Origin of the sequence: Clostridium thailandense, from assembly GCF_019207025.1 — a bacterium.
Classification (GTDB): Bacteria; Bacillota; Clostridia; order Clostridiales; family Clostridiaceae; genus Clostridium_AM; species Clostridium_AM thailandense.
Genome location: NZ_JAEEGC010000023.1, coordinates 37,434 through 58,208, shown reverse-complemented (window position 1 = coordinate 58,208; position 20,775 = coordinate 37,434). Strand labels below are relative to the sequence as shown.

Sequence of the window (20,775 nt, the reverse complement as noted above, 5' to 3'; positions counted from 1 at the left end):
TTAGAAGATTGTGAAGTGGTTTTTTTTTCTTAATTTTAAATTAAATATAATACTTTAAAAATAAATTTTGGAATTTTGAATTAAATATTATAAAAACATATGATAGAATATTAAATAAGGTTTATAACATGATAAGGGAAGGTTTAGATTTATTATTATTTATATTAAAAATTAAAGTATGTAGGGAGATAGTTGATTATGAGAATACTTTATTACGATTGTTTTTCAGGTATAAGTGGAGATATGAACTTAGGAGCTTTAATTGATTTAGGTATAGACACAAATTATTTAATAAATGAACTTTCAAAGCTTAATGTTAATGAGTATAGAATATTAGTAAAAAAAGCAGTTAAGAATGGAATCGGTGGTACAAAGGTAGATGTTATTTTACATCATAATCATCACGATGATCATAGCCATCACCACCATGAACATCATCATAGGAACTTGAAAGATATAGAATATATGATAAAATCAAGTAAGTTAAATGATAATATAAAGGATATAAGTATAAATATTTTTAAAAAAGTAGCAGAAGCAGAAGCACAAGTACATAATAAGAGTATAGAAGAAGTTCATTTTCATGAAGTTGGAGCAGTGGATTCGATAGTTGATATTGTAGGGGCAGCTATTTGTTTTGATTATTTAAAAGTAGATAAGGTTATCTGCTCTACCATTGAAGTTGGAACTGGCTTTGTAAGATGTGCCCATGGAACACTTCCAGTCCCAGCACCAGCAACTGCTAAAATATTAAAGAATATACCAATAAGAGCGAAGGTTCCTTTTGAAGCGACTACTCCAACCGGGGCTGCAATTATAGCCTATTTGGCTAGTGAATTTACAGATAGCAAGGATTTTATAATTAAAGGTATGGGATATGGTATAGGATGCAAGGAAAATGAAGATATACCGAATGTTTTAAGAGTATTTTTAGCAGAGAAACAAGATAATTCAACAGAGAGTTTTTTGCAAGGAGAGGTAGAAGTTATAGAATGCAATATAGATGACATGAATCCGGAATTATATGACTATGTAATGGAATTGCTTTTCAAAGAAGGAGCATTAGATGTATATTTAACTCCTATAATAATGAAGAAAGGAAGACCAGGAGTTAAATTAAGTGTAATTTATAACGAAGAAAATGAAGAAAAGATCAAAGAAATAATACTAACTAATACTACTACCTTAGGATTAAGAAAATATAAAGCCCAAAGAAGTATGCTAAATAGGGAGTTTAGTAAGGTTCAAACTAAGTATGGAGAATTTACGATAAAAAGTTCTTATTATAATGGAAAAAGAATAAAGTACAAAGCTGAGTATGATGAATGTAAAAAAGCCGCACTAGAAAAAGGTATTAGTATAAATGAGATTTACAAAGAATTAAATCAAAAAATTTATTAAACATGAGTGTTTGAAAGAAGGATGATACTATGGATATGGATAAAGCTAGGGAGCTATTAGAAAATGTGAAATATGGAGACGTAAGTATAGAGCAAGCTCTAGAAGATTTAAGAGATTTGCCTTTCAAAGATTTAGGATATGCTAAGATTGATAATCACAGAGAATTAAGGGTAGGGTACCCTGAGGTTATATATTGTGAGAGTAAAACACCAGAACAAATAAAAGGAATAGTAGAGTTTATGCTTGCTAAAGGAAGCAATATACTTGGGACTAGAGCTTCAGAACAGGCTTATAAATTAGTAAAAGAAATATGTCCTAAAGCTGAATACAATAAGGAAGCGCGCACAATAACCATAAAAAATAAAGAGGCTGAAACTACAAGTACGTATATTGCGATAGTTACAGCAGGTACATCGGATATACCCGTTGCGGAAGAGGCAGCTATAACAGCTGAAATTTTTGGAAACAGAGTAGAAAGAATATATGATGTAGGTGTTGCGGGAATACATAGATTATTTGACAAGATCGAGATAATAAGAGAGGCTAAAATTATTATTGTAGCAGCAGGGATGGAAGGTGCACTAGCTAGTGTGCTTGGTGGTCTAGTTGATAAACCAGTGATAGCAGTACCTACTAGTGTAGGGTATGGTGCCAATTTTGGGGGACTTTCAGCACTTTTATGCATGCTTAATAGTTGTGCAAGTGGTATTAGTGTAGTAAATATAGATAACGGTTTTGGTGCTGGTTATCTTGCTAGCATGATAAATAAATTATAATATATTAAAAAATCAGATAGGGGAGTAAGTTCCTATGGATAGAAATTTAAATAGGGTATTAGCAGTTGGCTTAGTTTCCTTGTTAATGTTAATAGTTTCATGCAGTAAAAATAGTAATGAAGCTCAAAAAGATAAGATATTAAAAGGTGAACTTAAAATACTGACAGAGTCAAGATATCAAACGCAGTTAAAATTTGCTGCAGATAATTTTGCAAAAATCCATCCTAAAGTAAATATAGATATAGAAGTTGATAATAATATAAACAATAAAGTTATAAATAATAAAGAAAATGCTGTAGACATAGTGAATATAGAAGATCAAAATGTTCAATACTTTATAGACAGGATGCCAGATTTTCCATTAGATGTAACAGATGAGATTAGTAGTTATAAAGATAAGATATTAAATGGTAAGTTAGATAATTTAACTATTAAGAACAGAATATATGGTTTTCCTTGGAATACTTGTCCTAAATTAATCTTATATAGAAGCGATATATTCAAAAAAGAAGGAATAAATGTTGATACAATAAAAACATGGAATGACTATATACAGGTTGGTAAGAAAATAAAAAAAGAAAATAATGAAAAGTTTTTAGTTAATGTTCAAGATGACAACAATAATTTTAATGTAGTTTTAGCTGACCAATTAGGAAAATCTTATTTTAATAAAGATGGCAAAGTAGATTTTAATTCTAATGAATGGATAAAGGTATTAGATACAAGTAAGCTTTTATATTCTCAGAACCTACTATATGATGTAAATTCTAAAAGTGATTTTATTAATCTTTCAAAACAGGATTTGGCAATTTCAACAATAGCAGATCCTTCCTATATAGCAGATTTGATTAATAGCCTGCAGGAAGCAAAAGGAAAATGGAGTGTAATGAAATTACCGGCTTTCGAACCAGGTGGAAACAGGGACGCGTCTATTGGAGGGGCAAATCTTATAGTAAACAAGAATTCAAAAAATACATCTGCAGCTAAGGAATTTGCCAAATTTTTAATCAGTGATGAACACACACAAATGGATGAACTTGACAAATATGGAATTTTTCCAACTAATACAGATATATATAGTTTAGTGGAGTTTAACAAAAATTTAGCATATTTGGATACTAGAGCATGGTATTTGTTTGCTAATTCAGAAAGAAAGTCTATACAAACTAATTATAATAGATATTATCCAAGCATAAAGGATAACATAAAAGGTGCTTTTTCTCAAGCAAATGTGAAAGATACAGATTCTAAATTGATACTTGAGTCGTTACAAAAAAACTGTGAAAATATAATTTCACACAAATAATTCCCCTATAAAACGTTTACAAAAATAAAATTATAATGTATAATATAGTTTGTAAAGGGGTTTAATCATAGGGAGCTTTAAATATAAAGTAAAACCTTCTGACTGGGATCGGAATGCAGTCAGGAGGTTTTATTTTTAATTTGCATCTAAAATTTTTTTGTAAGATTCAACGGTTTTTTCCGAGGTTTTCTCCCAGGAAAAATTTCTAGATCTTTCTAAGGCTTTTAAACTTAAAGAGTTTCTTAGATTCTCATCATTTAGTAACTTTTCTAATGAATTTTCTAGAATATCTGTATCAAAAGGATCTATTAGAATGCCACCATCACCAACTACTTCAGGTATAGAAGAAATGTTAGAAGTAATTACAGGTATTCCACAGCTCATTGCTTCTAGTGGCGGAAGGCCAAAGCCCTCATAAAGTGAAGGATATACAAAGACGTTGCAAGCATTATAGAAAACAGGTAAAAGGTCTTCGGATACAAAACCTGTGAATTTAACAAGAGTTTCTACATTTAAATCAATACTAAAATCTTTTAGAATATTAATATCATCTTTATTTGAACCTATTATAACCAAATTGTACTCTTCTTCTAATTTTTTATATATTTTCGAAAAGGCTAGAATCAAAGATTTTACATTTTTTCGTGAGCTGAATCCACCTATATATAGGATAAATGGTTTATTAATATTATAATTTTCTTTTATAATATTTTTACACTTTTCTTTATCTAAGGGTTTATATTTGTCATCAGCAGCTAATGGAGTTACAAAAATCTTATCTTTACTATTAGGAAAAAATTTTAGAATATCTTTTTTAGAGCATTCTGATACGGTAATAATACCATCTGATAAATCTATAATTCTTGGCATCTCTTGCAAGAATTTTGCTAAGTACCCTTTGCCAACAGTTTCAGGCAAGATGTATGGAATTAAGTCATGAATAGTAACTACTTTTTTACAATTTATTTTTTCAGAAATTCCAATTCCATTCTGTGGTATGTGATAAATATCAACATTATCATCTTTTAAGTTACAAGGAAAATAATACTGCTCAAAAAACTTATGATTTTTTTTGGAAGCCATTAGTATTTTTGTATTGTCACCTTCAAATTCATCATAATCTTTTCCAGACCAATAAATTTGATAGAAAATTTCTTTATGTGTTTTAATCATATATCTTAAAATTTTATCGGTATAGGTTCCAATGCCAGTACCTCTATACCAGTTAACACCTCTTGCATCAATAGCAATCTTCATACAAATATCTACCTCCAATTAAAATTGGCATATATAATTTATCAATTGTAAAAGTCTACGTATTATATACTATTAATATTATTCTAAAAATGTGTCACTTAGCACACACATATGAGTTAATTCATATACTACATAATATAGTAATATTTCGGAGGAAGAAGCTTGGATATATGTGATGTAAGGAAGTCCATTCAAGATTCTTATGGACTCCAAGTTCAATATGTAGAAAAAATAAAAAATGTATATAAAATTTCTTGTAGTAGTAAACAGTATTGTCTAAAAGTAATTAAATACGATTTCGGTCATTTCTTATTTATTCTTTCTGCAATAAAGCACCTTCAAGGAAATAAGTTTAAGCATATACCCAGAATAATAAAGACGCAAAATGGAATGGAGTATATAAACATAGATGGATGTTATGCTTACTTAACTAATTGGGTAGCTTCACGTCAATGTAACTATGACAACCCAGTGGATGTGTTAATAGCAGCATCAAAATTAGCCGAACTCCATAAAAAGAGTCGAGGATTTGTTGTGGAAGAAAATATGAATCCGAGAATAGGATGGTTTAAATGGATTGATACTTTTAACACAAGAAAAGATGAAATTTTAGATTTTAAAAGAAAAATAGATAAAAAAGAGAAAAAAACTGAATTTGACAGTATTTATTTAGGTGCAATGAAAGAAGAACTTGAAAGAGCTGAAAAATCTATAGAAAATCTAGTAGATAGCAATTATATAGACTTAATGAAACAGGAAATATCCAATAAAGGATTCTGTCACCATGATTACGCTAATCACAATGTTTTAATAGGTACGAATGGAGAAGTAAATATTATAGATTTCGATTATTGTATGCTAGATACTAATCTTCATGATTTAGCTAGCTTGCTTTTAAGACGTATGAAAAATGGAAAGTGGAATATGAACAATTGTTTATTCATTATTGAGGCATATAATTCAGTTAATCAAGTGCAAAAAGATAGTATTCCTATTATGGCGGCGTTTATGGAGTTTCCACAAGACTATTGGCAGATAGGAATACAGTATTATTGGGAAGAACAGCCTTGGGGAGATGAGTTCTTTTTGAAAAAACTAAAAAAGATACTAGAAGATAGAGATGAAAAGCAAAAATTTATAGATGAATTTAGATTTGTAAAAATCAACTAAAATATATGAAGGGAGAATTAATTATGGGACATAGTAAAAATAAAAGAAATACATCTAAAACTGAAACAGATATTAATGATTTAAGATCTTATGAAAATAAAGTAGAGGGATTAAAAAGATCTATCAAGGAGCTGGAAAAAATAGACAAAAGAAAAAAAGAGATTGTTAAGCTGGAAAAGAAAAGAAAAAAAATCTTAAAAGATATGAAGAAAGGACACAAGTAAAAAATTATCGAGGAGGTTTAAGAGTGTATTGTGGTGACCTTACTCAGAGCTTTAAAGAATATTTGAAAGCTAAAGGAATAAAGTGTGTATGTCAATTTGAAGATAATGAAGATATTGATGTTATAAACACATCAGTGGTAAAAAAACAGATTTGTAATATCACAGAGTTTCATATAAAAACCTTAGGATATACAGGATATATGAATAAGAGATTGGACAACAATATTGGAAAAGTTGTGGAGCAATACAAAATTTATGTAAAGAGGCTTTCTAAGCAGCTGAATAATTTCAAAAAAAGTGGAAGCAGTAATAAGTTTGAAAATTTAGTTCTAAAATATGGTGATATTTACTTAGATAGAGCAAACAAGTGTATAAATATGATAAATAACAATAATTATATAGATCTAATATTAAGAAGTATGAAAAGAACAGAGATGTGCCTTGGAAACACATATTTTAATAATCTGAGAAAGATGAACAGTCTAGAAATAATAAATATCGATAATTGTTGTTATAATATGGTTGAAATGGATTTGTTTAATTTGTTAACAAAGATAAAAAGAAGAGGTATTGATATAGACTTCAGTAGCTGTATAAAAGATTTCTGTGATTTAGAATCATTAGATATTAATAGCTTTAATTTTGCATTATCTATGATATCTTATCCTTATGAATTTGTTAAATGCTGCAATAGATATAGGGAAGGAATTAAAAAATGGACAACAGAGCAATATACAGAAAAGCTACAAAAAGCTATGATAGCTGATGGAGATAGCCTAATTTAAAGAGGTGTTGAAATGTTAGATAAATATAAAGAAAAAGATTATTTAACTAAATATGACTTGTGTATTCAATTATTCAATAGATTTAACTTAAAGGTTCATGATGTAATGCCAGTTAGAGGAGTATATATTGTATCGACTAATGATGGTGAAAAGGTTCTAAAGAGGGTTGAATATACAAAGGAAGAACTAAGATTTATATATAGCATATTAAGTTATATAAGAACTAAATTTAGTAGGGTTATGGATTTTGTAAAAGACGTGAATGGTGAAATTTATACCATATGGAATGGAAATATGTATTGTGTCATGGATATGGTAGAAGGTAAGGAATGCAATTTTAACAGTCCCATAGATGTAAAAATTGCAGCTAGAGGCTTAGGTGAACTGCATAATGCATCTGAAGGATTTAAAACATCTTTAAATAGTAAGTATAATAATGGTAAACTAGTAGACACTTTTAAACGTAGAATACAAGAAATGGAATTTTTTAAAAATATAGCCAGCGTTCATAGGAAGAGAAGTGAGTTTGATGAGATATTTTTAAATAATGTAGATATTTATATTGAAGAAATTAAAAAGAGCATAGATATGCTTCAAAAATCCTTTTATTATAAGCTTTGCAGTGAAGAAGATAAAATAGTAATATGTCATCATGATTTAGCTTATCACAACATACTGATAAATAATGAAGAGGCTTATTTTATAGATTTTGATTATGCAATGATCGACCTTAAAGTACATGACCTATGTAATTTTATAAATAAGGTTGTAAAAAGTTTTGCATTTGATATAGAAAAAGCTAGTATCATACTGGAGAATTATTTTGCTACTAATACTTTAAATAAGAGAGAACTAGAAGTTCTACACGCTATGTTAACTTTTCCAGAAGATTTTTATAGTATATCAAAAGATTATTATACAAAACGTAAGGATTGGGAAGAAGACGTATTTTTAGATAGGTTAAAAAGAAAGTCAAATTATAAAGAAGATAGAGAAGAATTCTTGGAGAAATTTAGGGAAGATTTGATATAGATCAAGTGAAACGCACAAGGAATGCTGTTATTTAATAGTCAGCATTCCTTATTTATGTACTCTGAAAAGCTTTAAAGTTAATGTCACAGTTAAAAAATCGACATAAATGTATAAGTAAAAATCATATAAAGTATAGAGGTTATCTTAAGTTCGCAAATTGTAAATCAATGCCAAAATCTTTTGATTTTAAAGATTGAATTGCTAGTTGAAGATCATCTTTTTTAGCTCCAGAAACACGAACCTTGTCATCCATAATTTGAGCTTGAACTTTAAGCTTTAGTTCTTTTATGTAAGCTGTAATTTCTTTAGCTTTTTCTTTACTCAGGCCATTTTGAATTTCTACGTTTTGTTTCAAAGTTCCATTAAAAGCATTTTCTATTTTACCAGGATTCAAAGCTTTTGGAGATATACCTCTCTTAATCATTTTTCCTATTAAGATATCAAGTAAAGCTTTAATTTTATAATCATCTTCAGCATTTAATTTAACAGAATCTTTTTCTAAGGTTATTTGAGCTTTACTTCCTTTAAAGTCATATCTTTGTTCTATTTCTTTCATAGCTTGATTAACTGCATTATCCATCTCTTGAAAATTCACCTCAGATACAACATCAAATGAACTATCCTTTGCCATTATAAATACCACCTTTCGTAAACTCTTAAAAAATATTATACATTAAGTAAATATATGAGTAAATATAGATAACTAAAATATTCTATATTTTACCTATTTAAAATAGGGTCTCAAAATTGAAACCCTATTTTTTGATGGCAATTTTTCTATAAGCATTAAGAGTTTGCTGTGCAGTTTTTTGCCAGCTTAATTCAGAGGATTTAGCAATTCCAGATGATATAAGTTTTTGTCTCAATTCATCATCTAAAAGAACTCTAAACATAGAGTAACATAAGTTATCTACATCATTAGGGTCAATTAATAATCCGCCATCACCTACTACTTCGGGTACTGATGTGGCATTAGAGGCTATGACGGGTATTCCACAGGACATAGCTTCAATTGGAGGAAGTCCAAATCCTTCATAAAAAGAGGGATAAACAAACAATTTAGCAGCATTGTATATATAAGGCAAATGATCAACTGAAATAAAACCAGGAAATATTACTTTATCAGATATATTAAGTTCTTCAGTCCGCTTTTTGTAGCAATCATATGATTTCCCTTTCTGACCAGCAATCACTAATCGGATATCTTTTTTATAAACTGATAGCAATTGACTAAAGCTTTCTATAAGCCCGATAATATTTTTTCTAGGGCTAAAGCCACCAACATATAGAATAAAGTCACTATCTAGTGAATAGTATTTTTTAGATATTTCTTTACTTAGGCTTTTATTTAGAGGTTTATAAATATCTTCACCTGCTAGGTGAGTAACAAATATTTTATTTTCAGGAAAGTTAAAGGCTTCCATAATATCTCTTTTAGAGTAATCTGAAACAGTTATGATTCCATCACACATTTCTACAATTTTAGGAATATGCTCATGAAAAATTTTTAAATATCTATCACTAACTGTTTCAGGCATTTTATAAGGAATTACGTCATGGAGCGTTATAACAAACCTGCATTCCTTATTAGTTGGGAGACCAACTCCGTTTTGAGGTACATGATAAAGCTCTATATTGAGATCTTTTAGTATATTTGGGATATTAACTTCATCCCAAAAGTTAGTACTAGTACCTTCGCTAATATTATTTAAATGAAAATTATCCTTGAAGGATAATTCAGTTTTACAGTTTTCAGGCATAAAAAGTAAATAGTTATTTATGTTATCAATTTTATTTAAACAGTTGATTAACTGATAAGTATAGGTACCTATTCCTGTTCCTCTATACCATTTTGCTGCACGTCCATCGATTCCTATTCTCATAAGAGCAATCCTTTCGAATTTATTATAGTTCATTATATTAATGTAAGGTTAAAAGTGTTAATACTCTTCTAAATTAAAGGAACTATTCATATAAATTATATAGGGGTGATTAACATGATGAGAGAGTTTGAAATAGAAAGACAATTTGATATTAAAATTGAAAACATTAAACCTAATAAGGGAGTATATTTGTTAAAAACAGATAAAGGATTAAAATGTTTAAAAAAAATAAATTATGGAACACAAAAACTCCTATTTGTTTATGGAGCAAAAGAGCACTTGATGAAAAATGGATTTCCGAGGGTAGATAGATATTGTCTTAACACAGAAGGTAACCCTTATGCCCTTGTAAATGAAGATATTTATACTCTTTCTGAATGGATAGAAGGAAGAGAATGTGACTTCAAAAACAAAGATGACTTGATTGAAGCAACCAAAAGCTTAGCATACATGCATATAGCTTCTAAAGGGTATGAACCACCGGAGAACAGTAAACTAAAGACTGATCTAGGAAGATGGCCTAACCTTATGGAGAAAAGAGTCCGATCTTTTGATAAGATGAGAGATATGGGAAGAAAAAAGAGTAATAAAGGTAGTTTTGATCTCACTTATACTAAGGCAGTTCAATTCTATAAAAATTTAGGAAAGAGAGCTATGAATGTATTAGAAAATTCAAGGTATATGGATTTATGCAAGACGACAGAAGAGGACAAAGGGTTCTGTCACCATGATTACACATATCACAACATAGTAATAGACAAAGAGGAGAATGTAAATGTAATTGATTTTGATTATTGTAAGAGAGAGATAAGGACTTATGATATATCGGCATTTATGATTAAGGTTCTTAAAAGAGTTGATTGGGATATTGAACAAGCAGAATTAATTATTAACTCCTATAATGAGATTGACAAATTACAAGAGGAAGAATATAGGGTACTATTTGCATTTTTATTATTTCCTCAGCGCTTTTGGAGACTTTCTAATAGATATTATTATAATGAAGTAAATTGGCCTTCAAATACCTTTAATAATAAATTGGAGGAATTGATTTCTGAGCAGGAAAAATACATGGAATTTATTGAAAGTTTTAAGAAGATCTACGGTCAGAAAGAAGAATAACAAATATACTTTAAATAAACACATAGACATAGAAAATTGAGTTTTTATGTCTATGTGTTTATTTTTGCTCATATTATTCACTTAAGCCTTATTAAAAACATATTATATAAGATAGAATTTTATAACTTGGAGAGGCAAAGAATGAAAATAGGCGATATAGTAGTGAGAAAATCCTATAGAAGAGATATAACATTTAAAATTATTGACATTAAAGAAACAAAGAAAGGAGTTATATACTCATTGAAAGGAATTAATCTGAGAATTATTGCAGATTCTCCAGAGGATGATTTAGAATTAGTTTCAGAGGAAGCTTTGAATGAAAGAGAAAAAATATTTAGTAGAAAGGTGAATAGTTCAATTAAAAATATTATGTTGAGTAGAGGCGGCTTTCGGAAAGAACTCAGAATAATAAAACCTTATGAAACAAGTGAGCTTTCATTTGGAAGACCAGGGAAGATATTGCATGTAGACGGAGATCCAGAATATTTAGATGTATGCTTAAAAGTATATAAACAATTAATGTTAGATGTGGTTGGAAAATACGTAGCAGAAAGTGAACAACCTAAGGTTATAGTTGATTTAGTAAAGCAAGTAAAGCCAGATATTGTTATCATTACTGGACATGATTCTATAGCAAAAGATATTAAGGATTATACTGATTTAAGTAATTATAAAAATTCTAAGTATTATGTACAATCTGTTATAGAGCTTAGAAATTATCAATCAAGTTATGATGAGCTTGTAGTGTTTGCAGGAGCGTGTCAATCCTGTTATGAAGCTATTTTAGATGCGGGTGCAAATTTTGCGAGTTCTCCTAGTAGGATATTAATACACTGTCTAGACCCAGTATTTTTATGCGAAAAGATTGCATACACCAATATTGAAAAGGTAGTTTCTATTAGGGATGCATTGGAAAATACTATAACTGGAACTAAAGGAATTGGTGGATTGCAAACACGAGGAAGATACAGAGAAGGATTTCCAAAGTCATCCTATATATAAATTTTATTAAATTTTAAATTAGGGTGTATAACTGCATAGGCTTGAGGGAACAATATTTGAGGTAGTGAAAATTTAAAATTTGAATGTTGTTTACAAAAAATTAATATTGACAAAACAGATTGTTAACTGATAAAATATAAAGTTTATTTGACATTATATATATTGAGATATATAATATACAATGTGGAAAGAGGGTGTTTTATATGGAAAAAGCAAATGTATTGGCTTCAATAAGAAAAAATATTGAAGACCATGTTGGTGATAAAGTAACACTAAAAGCAAATGGAGGAAGAAGAAAGGTTTTCGTAAATAGCGGAGTTATTGAGAAAGCTTATCCTAGTATATTTGTAATTAGATTAGAAAGTGACACCCAAAGGAAAGTGACCTATAGTTATTCAGATGTTTTAACCAAAACAGTTCAACTGGTTTTTGCGGTATAAAAATCGGTACTAATATATAGTACCGACCTTTTTTTATTTAAAAATAACGAAATCTTAACAAAAAGAAAGATGGTGGGTTTCCATCTTTCAACTATGGTATAAAAGGGTATTGAGAATTTATGAGAGGTTATATGGTCAACAACCATTTCTAATATTACGCCAAAATTCAGCAAATGTCAATATATATAATGCTTGCAAATAGAATAAGCATAAAAAAAATGATGAATATTGTAATAAAAAAACCACTCCAAAGTCAGTATTTATTCTAAGAAAATATGAATTTTTATCATATTTTTTCATTAGTGTTTGTATAAATAAATAGTAGGTTTAATTTGTATAAATAAGTATTAGGTTTAATGGGAGGGAGAGTAATATGGCTATGGAGCTAGTTAAAGAAAATATAGAGTGTGAACAATTGCTAGGTGAAAATTTCAGTGATACTGTATTAAAGGGAGAATATGTTATACCGGATACGCACCCGGATGTTAGTGAGGTATTGCTACTAGATGCTATACCATGTATTATAAGCACCGAGGTTATGCAGGACAAGGTGTTTGTAGAAGGACAAATAGAATACACTATTTTATATCTAGCTAAGGAAGAGGAAAGCACAGGAGTGTACAGTACAAATTATACTGGTAAGTTTTCAAATTATGTAGAGCTTCCAGGTGTGGAGCACAGAATGTTATGTGATTCCAGCTGTTATGTCGAGCATATGGAATGTGGCATTGTTAATGAAAGAAAAATAGCTGTAGAAGGAATTGTAAAATTAAAAGTTGAAGTGTATAAAAATTATGAATTTGAAGTAATAAAAGATGTAACAGGTTCACAGGATGTTCAGATGCTTAAAAATCCTGCGACTGTGGATAAAATAGTAGGAACTATATCAGGTGATTTGATAGCTAAAAGTCATATGCAAATTCCAATGGAGAATCCACAAATAGGGAATGTATTAAAATATGATGTAAAGATTAATAAAAAAGATATTAAAGTAATGGAAGGAAAAGTATTAATAGAAGCACATGCTTTAGTAGGACTATTATACAGGGGAAAAGATACCAGAGATATAATATATATGGAGGATGATATACCATTAAGTAAAGAGATAGATTTTGATGGAGTAAACCCTACTATGAATAATTATACAGAATTTAAGGTTGAAGCTATAGAATGTGAAATTAAAGAAGATGACCTTGGAGAAAATAGGATTGTTGACGTTGAAGCTTTGATTAAGTCTAGCACAAAGGTTATGTATAAAGAAGAAATTGATATTATTGAAGATGCATATTCACCTTCGGAACTTATGCAAATGAATAAAAAAGATTATGAGTTAAATGTAATGCATGGACATTCAATTAGTCAAACTATAGTCAAATCTAGTATAGAATTAGAAGGAAATCCAAAGATAGCTAAAATAATAATGTGTTCAGGAACAGTTTGTGTAACTGATAAAAAGTTAGTTGAAGATAAGATTATAGTTGATGGAGTATTAAATGCAGAAATCTTATATAAAACTTTTGACGAAGAAAAATATGTATATACTGTTAATGAGGAGATACCATTTAATTCTTCTATAGATATACCTGGGTGCAAAATTGATATGCAGTGTATAGCTAAGACTTGTTTAGAAAACATAGAAGCAGTTATAGAAGCAGATACTATAGCAATAAAAGCGGTAGTAGAGATATACGGAAGAGTAAATTATATAACGCATAAAGAGTTCTTAATAGATATGGAACCATTAGAAGGAGAATTACCTGAGAAGAAAGCTAGCTTAACTATATATGTTGTTCAACATGGAGATACTATATGGAAGATAGCTAAAAAGTATCATACAACAATAGATGATTTAGTTAAGCTAAATAATACAGAGAATCCAGATGCTATAAGAGTTGGCAATAAGCTTATTGTACCTGGAAGAGCTATAATTTAGATAGTATATGTGATTGCAATGAAACGCATAATAGAAATATTGCTTAAAACTTCAGCGACAAATAGCTGAAGTTTTATTTATGTATAACTATTTAAAATGTGGAAAAAATATAAAATATCCATAAGAAGGAGTGTATGATTTTGGAAGAGAAGTTGCAGGGGAACTTAATAATTATTGGAGGCGCAGAAGATAAAAAAGGAGAGAAAAGTATACTCAAAGAGGTATGTAATAAGTTGGATAAAGAAAAAGATGTGTTGGTTGTAGCAACAATTGCATCAGAACTCCCAGAAGAATTAGGTAATGAATATAAAAGTATATTTGAAAATTTAGAAGTTAAAAATATCAGAATATTAAATATAAGAGAAAGAAAAGATGCATATGATTCAAGTAATATCAAAATTATAGAGGATGCCTCAATGGTATTTTTTACAGGAGGAGACCAGCTTAGAATAACAAGCTTAATAGGAGGAACTCAGTTATATACGAGGATAAAAGAGGCCTATGAAAAAGGCTGTATTTTTGTTGGAACGTCAGCAGGTGCATCTGTGATGAGTGATACCATGGTAGTGACAGGACCAGATGAAGAGTCGCCTAAAAAATGCACACTAAAAATGGCTCCAGGTTTAGGCTTAATAAGAGGTGTAATAATAGACCAACATTTTGATCAAAGAGGAAGAATTGGAAGATTACTTGTTGGAATAGCTGAAAACCCTCAAAGCCTAGGAATTGGAATAGATGAGGATACTGCTATAGTTGTAAAGGAAGAAGGAGAACTTAGGGTAATAGGTTCTGGTGCAGTATATGTTATTGACGGAAGTAATATAGATTACAGCAATGTATCTGAACAATACCAGAACGAAGTATTATCTATTTTTAATGTAAAATTACATGTTTTAAAGAGTGGAGATAAATTCGATTTAAACAGAAAGATACCTTATAACGGAGAATAGCTATAATATAAAAATTCAAATACTGTAGCTAAGAAAGAGGAGGACAATATACGTAAAGATGAAGATCGATGAATTTAAAATTTTCGAAGGAAGAAATATATACTCTCATAGAAAATGCATAAAAATGTGTATAGACCTAGAAGGATATAGAGATATTCCTACTAAGAATATAGATGGATTCAATGAAGCCCTATTAAAAACTATGCCAGCTTTAGATGAACACAGATGTGGTATTGATGAGGAACATGGCTTTAGAAAAAGGCTTCAGGAAGGAACTTATCTTGCACATGTATGTGAACACATAATTATAGCTATCCAAAACGGATTGGGGATGGACGTTTCATACGGAAAATCAAGAGAAATTAAAGGAAATAAATATTATGTAATATATGAATATATTTACAGTAATACAGCAGTAGAAATAGGTAAAATAGCTGTAAACTTAATTAATTGTTTTATAAATAAAAAGAGTTTTGATTTTAATGCAGCAATACGATCTTTAAAAGAGAAACTTAGATTGGAAGAACTAGGACCTAGCACGCTCTCTATAGTAGAAGAAGCAAAAAAAAGAGGTATACCTATAATGAGAATGGGAGAAGGCAGTATGTTTCAGTTGGGTTATGGTAGGAATAGCAAAATAATTGAAGCTACTATTTCGAATGATACAAAATGTATACCTGTGGACATAGCTTGTAATAAACTAATGACTAAAGAGATACTCTATAATCAGCATTTACCTGTAGCTGATGGATATAAGATAAGAAATAGCTTAGATTTATTGTTTAAGGCTGAAAAATTAGGTTATCCAATAGTTATGAAGCCTACATTCGGGAATCAGGGTAAAGGAGTATTTGTTAATATAAAAAATGAAAAGGAAGCGCTTAAAGCATATAATATATTATCAAAAGACTATGATGATGTTATTATTGAGGAAAATATAATAGGAAAAGATTATAGGGTATGTGTAGTAGATGGAAAGGTAGTTGCTGCAGCTGAAAGAATACCACCTTATGTAGTTGGGGATGGTGTGAGTACTGTAAATGAGCTTATAGCGATATTAAATAGTGACAGTTTAAGAGGAGAAGGGCATGAGAAACCTCTAACAAAGGTTAAGATAAACAATGAGCTTGAGTCACATATTGCAAAGAGTGGATATAATTTGAATATGATTTTACCTAAGGGAGAAAAGCTTATATTAAGGGAAAATGCTAATTTATCTACAGGAGGTAAGGCCATAGATTGTACAGATATAATTTGTAAAGAAAATATAAACATATGTGAGAGAGCGGCAAAAGCTATAGGTCTTGATGTATGCGGAATAGATATTTGTTGTCTAGACATAAGCCAGTCAATTGACAAAGAAGGAGCGATATTAGAAGTAAATGCTGCGCCTGGCATTAGGATGCACCATTATCCTAGTGAAGGTAAGAGTAGGAATGTGGCAGGTGCTATTGTTGATATGCTATTTAAAAATACATCTCCCAATATACCATTAGTATCAATAACCGGAACTAATGGAAAAACTACCACTACAAGATTGATTGGTCATGTTTTGTCTAAGGCTGGATATAATGTAGGAATGACTACAACTGGTGGAATATATATAAACGATAAATGCATAAGCAAGGGAGATACTACAGGATATTATAGTGCTAGAACAGTATTAACAAATAATGAAATTAATGCTGCCGTTTTGGAAACTGCAAGAGGTGGAATTATAAGAAAAGGTCTTGCATACGATATGGCTGATGTGGCGGTCATCACTAATATAACTGAAGATCATCTGGGATTAGATGATGTAGAGACAATGGAGGATTTAGCATATGTAAAGGCTCTAGTAGGAGAAGCTGTAAAGGATGAAGGATATGCAGTATTAAATGCGGACGATCCTGTTAGTATGAGCATTATAGACAGGATAAAGAGTAATATTATTATATTCTCAAGGGACAGAAATAATCATATACTTAGACAAAATCTAAAAAAAGGTGGATATGGAGTATATACTAATGGAGGAATGATATGCATAGAAAAAGATGATAGTATGATTCCTATAGTAAAGATTTCAGATATAAAAATTACAATAGGAGGAAGATTAGAATATAATATTGAAAACGCAATGGCTGCATGTGCAGCACTTATTGGATTAAATATAGATTATTCAATTATAAGCAATGGATTAAGAAGCTTTTATTGTGACGAGGAATTCAATCCTGGAAGGTTTAATATGTATAAAGTGAATGGGGCATTAGTTGTTTTAGACTATGGACACAATATAGATGGATATAAGGCTGTTCTAAATGGTGCTAAAAATATACAGCATAATAGGTTAGTAGGAGTAATAGGTGTACCAGGAGATCGAACTGATAGTAGCGTAGAAGAAGTTGGTAAGATATCAGGAGAAAATTTTGACTATGTATATATAAAAGAAGATAAAGACAGAAGAGGAAGAAAAATGGGAGAAATCGCATCTATTTTAGAAAAAGGAGTACTAACTTCTAGTATTGATAGAAAAAAGATAGAAATTGTACTGGATGAAGTAGAAGCTTTAGAAAAGGCTATTGATAACGCTAGGTCAGGAGATTTAATCATAACATTTTTTGAAGAATATGAACCATTAGTTCAGTTAATTAAGGAAAAGATTGATTCATATACAAATCAAAGTGAACAACAACCAGCTGCAATAGTATAAAGAAAATTAAAATTAAAGCTATATTTTTAAGAAGAAGTTTTAAAGGTTTAAAGCTTTTAAAATTTAAGATCTTAAAAGTATAGCTTTAATTTTAAGGTTGTATTATACTATTTAATAACATAAAATGCATTTGTGGAGGGTGAAATGTTAATAAAAGCTTACGCAAAAATTAATATATCTTTAGATGTTATAGGAAAAAGGGAAGATGGCTATCATCTTTTAAAAATGATAATGCAGACGATAGATTTATATGATCATATAAATATAAAAAGATTAGATGCCGGTATAAATATATCTTGCAATAAGCCATATATACCAATAGATGATAGAAATCTGGTGTATAGGGCTGCAGATATTTTTATAAACACCTATAACATAAAGGGTGGAGTTGATATATATTTAAAGAAAAATATACCTGTGGCAGCAGGACTTGCTGGTGGAAGCACAGATGCAGCAGCTGTATTAAAAGCTATGAGAAGCTTATATGAGATAGATATAGAGGATAGGGAACTTATGAATCTAGGATTAAAAATAGGAGCTGATGTTCCATATTGCATAGTAGGGGGGACAGCTTTATGCGAAGGAATAGGAGAGAAGGTAACTAAACTAACAAATTTTAAAAATCAGATTTTAATAGTAGTTAAGCCTTCTTTTGGTGTATCTACTAAAGAAGTGTATAAAAGTTTAGATATAAGTAAAATAAATAAACATCCAGATACTGACACTTTAATTAAGAATATTGAAGAGCATAATTTGTTTAGGGTAAGTAAAAACATGAAAAATGTTTTGGAAAATGTCACTCTTAGAAAACACACTGTTCTAAAAAATATAAAAAATGAACTTATTAGTATGGGAGCAATGGGTGCTCTGATGAGTGGAAGTGGTCCAACTATATTTGCTTTTTTTGAGGATATGCTAAAGGCTCAATCATGTTATGATAGAATTAAAAAGAAATATAAGGAAGTTTTTATAACAAGAACAATTTAAGAAATTAAATATAAAAGTGGAACTAAAGCATTAAAAGCTTAGTTCCACTTTTTTACTTGATGAACATGAATAAATATCTTTTTATAAGCTAAAAATAATTTAAGTTAGCTGAAAATTAGGAGTGAGCATTATGAGAATATTAGAGTTGTTTGATAAGTATTTTTTAATACTTATGATTATACAGGGGTTAATATTGATTATAGACTCAAAAGGATTCTCGAGTTGGAATATGAAAGATACATCTAGAAAATCAAAATCTATGGGCATAGGAATTATAATAATTGCAGTTGTATTATACCTAGTTACTATGTATAGTTCCTAAAATAACCAACATAATAATTAAGGAAGTGATAGCATTTGAAAGAAGAACTAAGAGATGAAATATCTTTAAAAGCTGAAGAAAATCTATCTTATATAAAAGATTTATTAAAGGACAGCACAGACATAGTATTCAGAGAGTTTTATATAGGTAAACTTAAAGCTGCATTAGTATATGTAGATGGAATGGCAGACAAAAATTTATTAGATAACTATGTACTTGAAACTTTGATGGTTATAGGGGCGGAAATAGATGAGGTTGAGAAAATAAAAGACAAAATATTAACTGTATCAGACATGAGAGAAGAAGAAAAGCTTAGCAAAGGCATAAACTCTATGCTCTCTGGAGATACAATTATGCTTATTGATGGACTAGAGGTGTGCTATGTTATAGCTACTCGCTTATGGCCTGCTAGAGGTGTTTCAGAACCATCAGGAGAAACTGTAATTAGAGGAGGGAGAGATGGTTTCACAGAAACAATAAGATTTAATACTGCTTTGGTTAGACGAAGAATAAAAGATTCAAGACTCAAAGTCCAGTCTAAAACTTTGGGTGCAAGGTCAAAAAGCGATGTAGCAATAATGTACATTGAAGATATTGTAAATAAAGAAGCTTTAAAAGAACTGCTTCAGAGATTAGAAAAAATAGATATAGATGCTATTTTAGATAGTGGATATGTAGAACAATTTATAGAAGACAACAAAGTATCCGTATTTCCTCAAGTACAGAGCACAGAGAGACCGGATGTTGTGGCATCAGCATTATATGAAGGGAGAATTGCTATACTTGTAGATAACTCACCATTTGCCCTTATAGTGCCAACTACAATGGCGGCTATGTTTCAATCACCAGATGATTATTATCAGAGGTGGATATATGGTTCTACTATAAGAATTATAAGATTTTTTTCTATCTTTGCATCATTAATGCTTCCAGCTCTTTATGTTGCTGTTACTTCTTTTCACCCAGCTATAATTCCTACAAAATTAGCATATTTTATAGCATCATCTAGAGAGGGTGTACCATTTCCGGCTTTTGTAGAGGCGTTGATTATGGAGGTCAGTTTGGCATTTCTAATTGAATCCACAGCTAGGCTGCCTAAGGCTATTGGGTCGACAATAGGAATAGTAGGAGGTCTTATCATAGGGCAAGCTGCGGTAAGTGCTGGAATTGTAAGCCCTATAATGATAATAATAGTTTCAGTAACAGCAATAACAAGTTTTACTACTCCTAACTATGAAATGGCATCAGCTTTTAGAATACTAAGGTTTATATTAATAATAATGGCTTCTATTATAGGACTTTATGGTATTATGTTGGGGTTAATAATAACACTAATACATTTAGTTAGATTAAAAAGTTTTAATGTTCCATATTTATCCCCATTAGTTAATCCAGAGATTAGTGATTTTAAAGATTTATTTATCAGATTTCCAATTAGATTTTATAAAAAAAGACCTGAGTTTATGAATACAGGAGATAAAGTAAGACAGAAATAG

At 29.9% G+C, this 20,775-nt stretch carries 19 protein-coding genes; 16 read left to right on the top strand and 3 right to left on the bottom strand.

Translation table 11 applies throughout. The features are described from left to right. Window positions 1-198 precede the first annotated feature (198 nt). The 3 genes from larC to I6U48_RS05570 are packed head-to-tail and all read left to right on the top strand — an operon-like array spanning window position 199 to window position 3,483. On the top strand, window positions 199-1,401 hold the full coding sequence (gene larC, locus I6U48_RS05580) for a nickel pincer cofactor biosynthesis protein LarC (RefSeq protein ID WP_218319420.1): 1,203 nt from the start codon (window positions 199-201) through the stop codon (window positions 1,399-1,401). A 29-nt stretch (window positions 1,402-1,430) separates the two neighbouring features. Continuing rightward, a complete protein-coding gene (gene larB / locus I6U48_RS05575; protein WP_218319419.1) occupies window positions 1,431-2,177 on the top strand; it encodes a nickel pincer cofactor biosynthesis protein LarB in 747 nt (248 codons plus the stop codon). Between the two features lie 34 nt (window positions 2,178-2,211). Continuing rightward, window positions 2,212-3,483 (top strand): ABC transporter substrate-binding protein, encoded by a 1,272-nt coding sequence (locus I6U48_RS05570; protein WP_218319418.1) that lies wholly within the window; start codon window positions 2,212-2,214, stop codon window positions 3,481-3,483. Window positions 3,484-3,618: 135 nt separating this feature from the next. Here the strand turns inward: I6U48_RS05570 and I6U48_RS05565 are convergent, their stop codons facing one another. Next, window positions 3,619-4,740, bottom strand: coding sequence for a glycosyltransferase family 4 protein (locus I6U48_RS05565; protein WP_218319417.1), 1,122 nt, complete (start codon window positions 4,738-4,740; stop codon window positions 3,619-3,621). Between the two features lie 162 nt (window positions 4,741-4,902). On the opposite strand from I6U48_RS05565, the gene I6U48_RS05560 reads away from it, so the two are divergent. Genes I6U48_RS05560 through I6U48_RS05545 form a run of 4 tightly spaced genes read left to right on the top strand, consistent with a single transcriptional unit; the run spans window position 4,903 to window position 7,951 of the window. Then, on the top strand, window positions 4,903-5,910 hold the full coding sequence (locus I6U48_RS05560) for a CotS family spore coat protein (RefSeq protein WP_218319416.1): 1,008 nt from the start codon (window positions 4,903-4,905) through the stop codon (window positions 5,908-5,910). Window positions 5,911-5,933: 23 nt separating this feature from the next. After that, window positions 5,934-6,134 carry a hypothetical protein gene (locus tag I6U48_RS05555; protein ID WP_218319415.1) on the top strand — a complete coding sequence of 67 codons (201 nt, stop codon included), beginning with the start codon at window positions 5,934-5,936 and terminating at the stop codon, window positions 6,132-6,134. A 23-nt stretch (window positions 6,135-6,157) separates the two neighbouring features. Beyond that, window positions 6,158-6,919, top strand: a complete 762-nt coding sequence (locus I6U48_RS05550) for a spore coat protein (RefSeq protein WP_218319414.1) — start codon at window positions 6,158-6,160, stop codon at window positions 6,917-6,919. Window positions 6,920-6,931: 12 nt separating this feature from the next. Beyond that, window positions 6,932-7,951, top strand: a complete 1,020-nt coding sequence (locus tag I6U48_RS05545) for a CotS family spore coat protein (protein WP_218319413.1) — start codon at window positions 6,932-6,934, stop codon at window positions 7,949-7,951. A gap of 139 nt (window positions 7,952-8,090) precedes the next feature. On the opposite strand, the gene I6U48_RS05540 is transcribed toward I6U48_RS05545, so the two are convergent. Together I6U48_RS05540 and I6U48_RS05535 are read right to left on the bottom strand one after the other, a co-directional pair. Further along, window positions 8,091-8,582, bottom strand: a complete 492-nt coding sequence (locus I6U48_RS05540; RefSeq protein WP_218319412.1) for a YajQ family cyclic di-GMP-binding protein — start codon at window positions 8,580-8,582, stop codon at window positions 8,091-8,093. Between the two features lie 124 nt (window positions 8,583-8,706). Continuing rightward, window positions 8,707-9,834: a glycosyltransferase family 4 protein gene (locus I6U48_RS05535; protein WP_218319411.1), complete on the bottom strand. Its 1,128-nt coding sequence runs from the start codon at window positions 9,832-9,834 to the stop codon at window positions 8,707-8,709. Window positions 9,835-9,948: 114 nt separating this feature from the next. On the opposite strand from I6U48_RS05535, the gene I6U48_RS05530 reads away from it, so the two are divergent. The 9 genes from I6U48_RS05530 (at window position 9,949) to I6U48_RS05490 (ending at window position 20,775) form a co-directional block, all read left to right on the top strand. Beyond that, window positions 9,949-10,956, top strand: coding sequence for a CotS family spore coat protein (locus I6U48_RS05530; RefSeq protein ID WP_218319410.1), 1,008 nt, complete (start codon window positions 9,949-9,951; stop codon window positions 10,954-10,956). A gap of 141 nt (window positions 10,957-11,097) precedes the next feature. Beyond that, a complete protein-coding gene (gene yabG / locus I6U48_RS05525) occupies window positions 11,098-11,958 on the top strand; it encodes a sporulation peptidase YabG (protein WP_218319409.1) in 861 nt (286 codons plus the stop codon). 203 nt (window positions 11,959-12,161) lie between these two features. Further along, a complete protein-coding gene (locus I6U48_RS05520) occupies window positions 12,162-12,398 on the top strand; it encodes a Veg family protein (protein WP_218319408.1) in 237 nt (78 codons plus the stop codon). A gap of 373 nt (window positions 12,399-12,771) precedes the next feature. Continuing rightward, window positions 12,772-14,331 (top strand): DUF3794 and LysM peptidoglycan-binding domain-containing protein, encoded by a 1,560-nt coding sequence (locus I6U48_RS05515; RefSeq protein ID WP_218319407.1) that lies wholly within the window; start codon window positions 12,772-12,774, stop codon window positions 14,329-14,331. A 140-nt stretch (window positions 14,332-14,471) separates the two neighbouring features. After that, the gene (locus I6U48_RS05510; protein WP_218319406.1) at window positions 14,472-15,281 is read left to right on the top strand and encodes a cyanophycinase; all 810 of its coding nucleotides are present in this window, start codon (window positions 14,472-14,474) and stop codon (window positions 15,279-15,281) included. Between the two features lie 58 nt (window positions 15,282-15,339). Next, the gene (gene cphA / locus I6U48_RS05505) at window positions 15,340-17,970 is read left to right on the top strand and encodes a cyanophycin synthetase (protein WP_218319405.1); all 2,631 of its coding nucleotides are present in this window, start codon (window positions 15,340-15,342) and stop codon (window positions 17,968-17,970) included. Window positions 17,971-18,114: 144 nt separating this feature from the next. After that, window positions 18,115-18,957 carry a 4-(cytidine 5'-diphospho)-2-C-methyl-D-erythritol kinase gene (gene ispE, locus I6U48_RS05500; protein ID WP_218319404.1) on the top strand — a complete coding sequence of 281 codons (843 nt, stop codon included), beginning with the start codon at window positions 18,115-18,117 and terminating at the stop codon, window positions 18,955-18,957. A 130-nt stretch (window positions 18,958-19,087) separates the two neighbouring features. After that, on the top strand, window positions 19,088-19,279 hold the full coding sequence (locus I6U48_RS05495) for a CLC_0170 family protein (RefSeq protein ID WP_218319403.1): 192 nt from the start codon (window positions 19,088-19,090) through the stop codon (window positions 19,277-19,279). A 35-nt stretch (window positions 19,280-19,314) separates the two neighbouring features. Further along, the gene (locus I6U48_RS05490) at window positions 19,315-20,775 is read left to right on the top strand and encodes a spore germination protein (RefSeq protein WP_218319402.1); all 1,461 of its coding nucleotides are present in this window, start codon (window positions 19,315-19,317) and stop codon (window positions 20,773-20,775) included.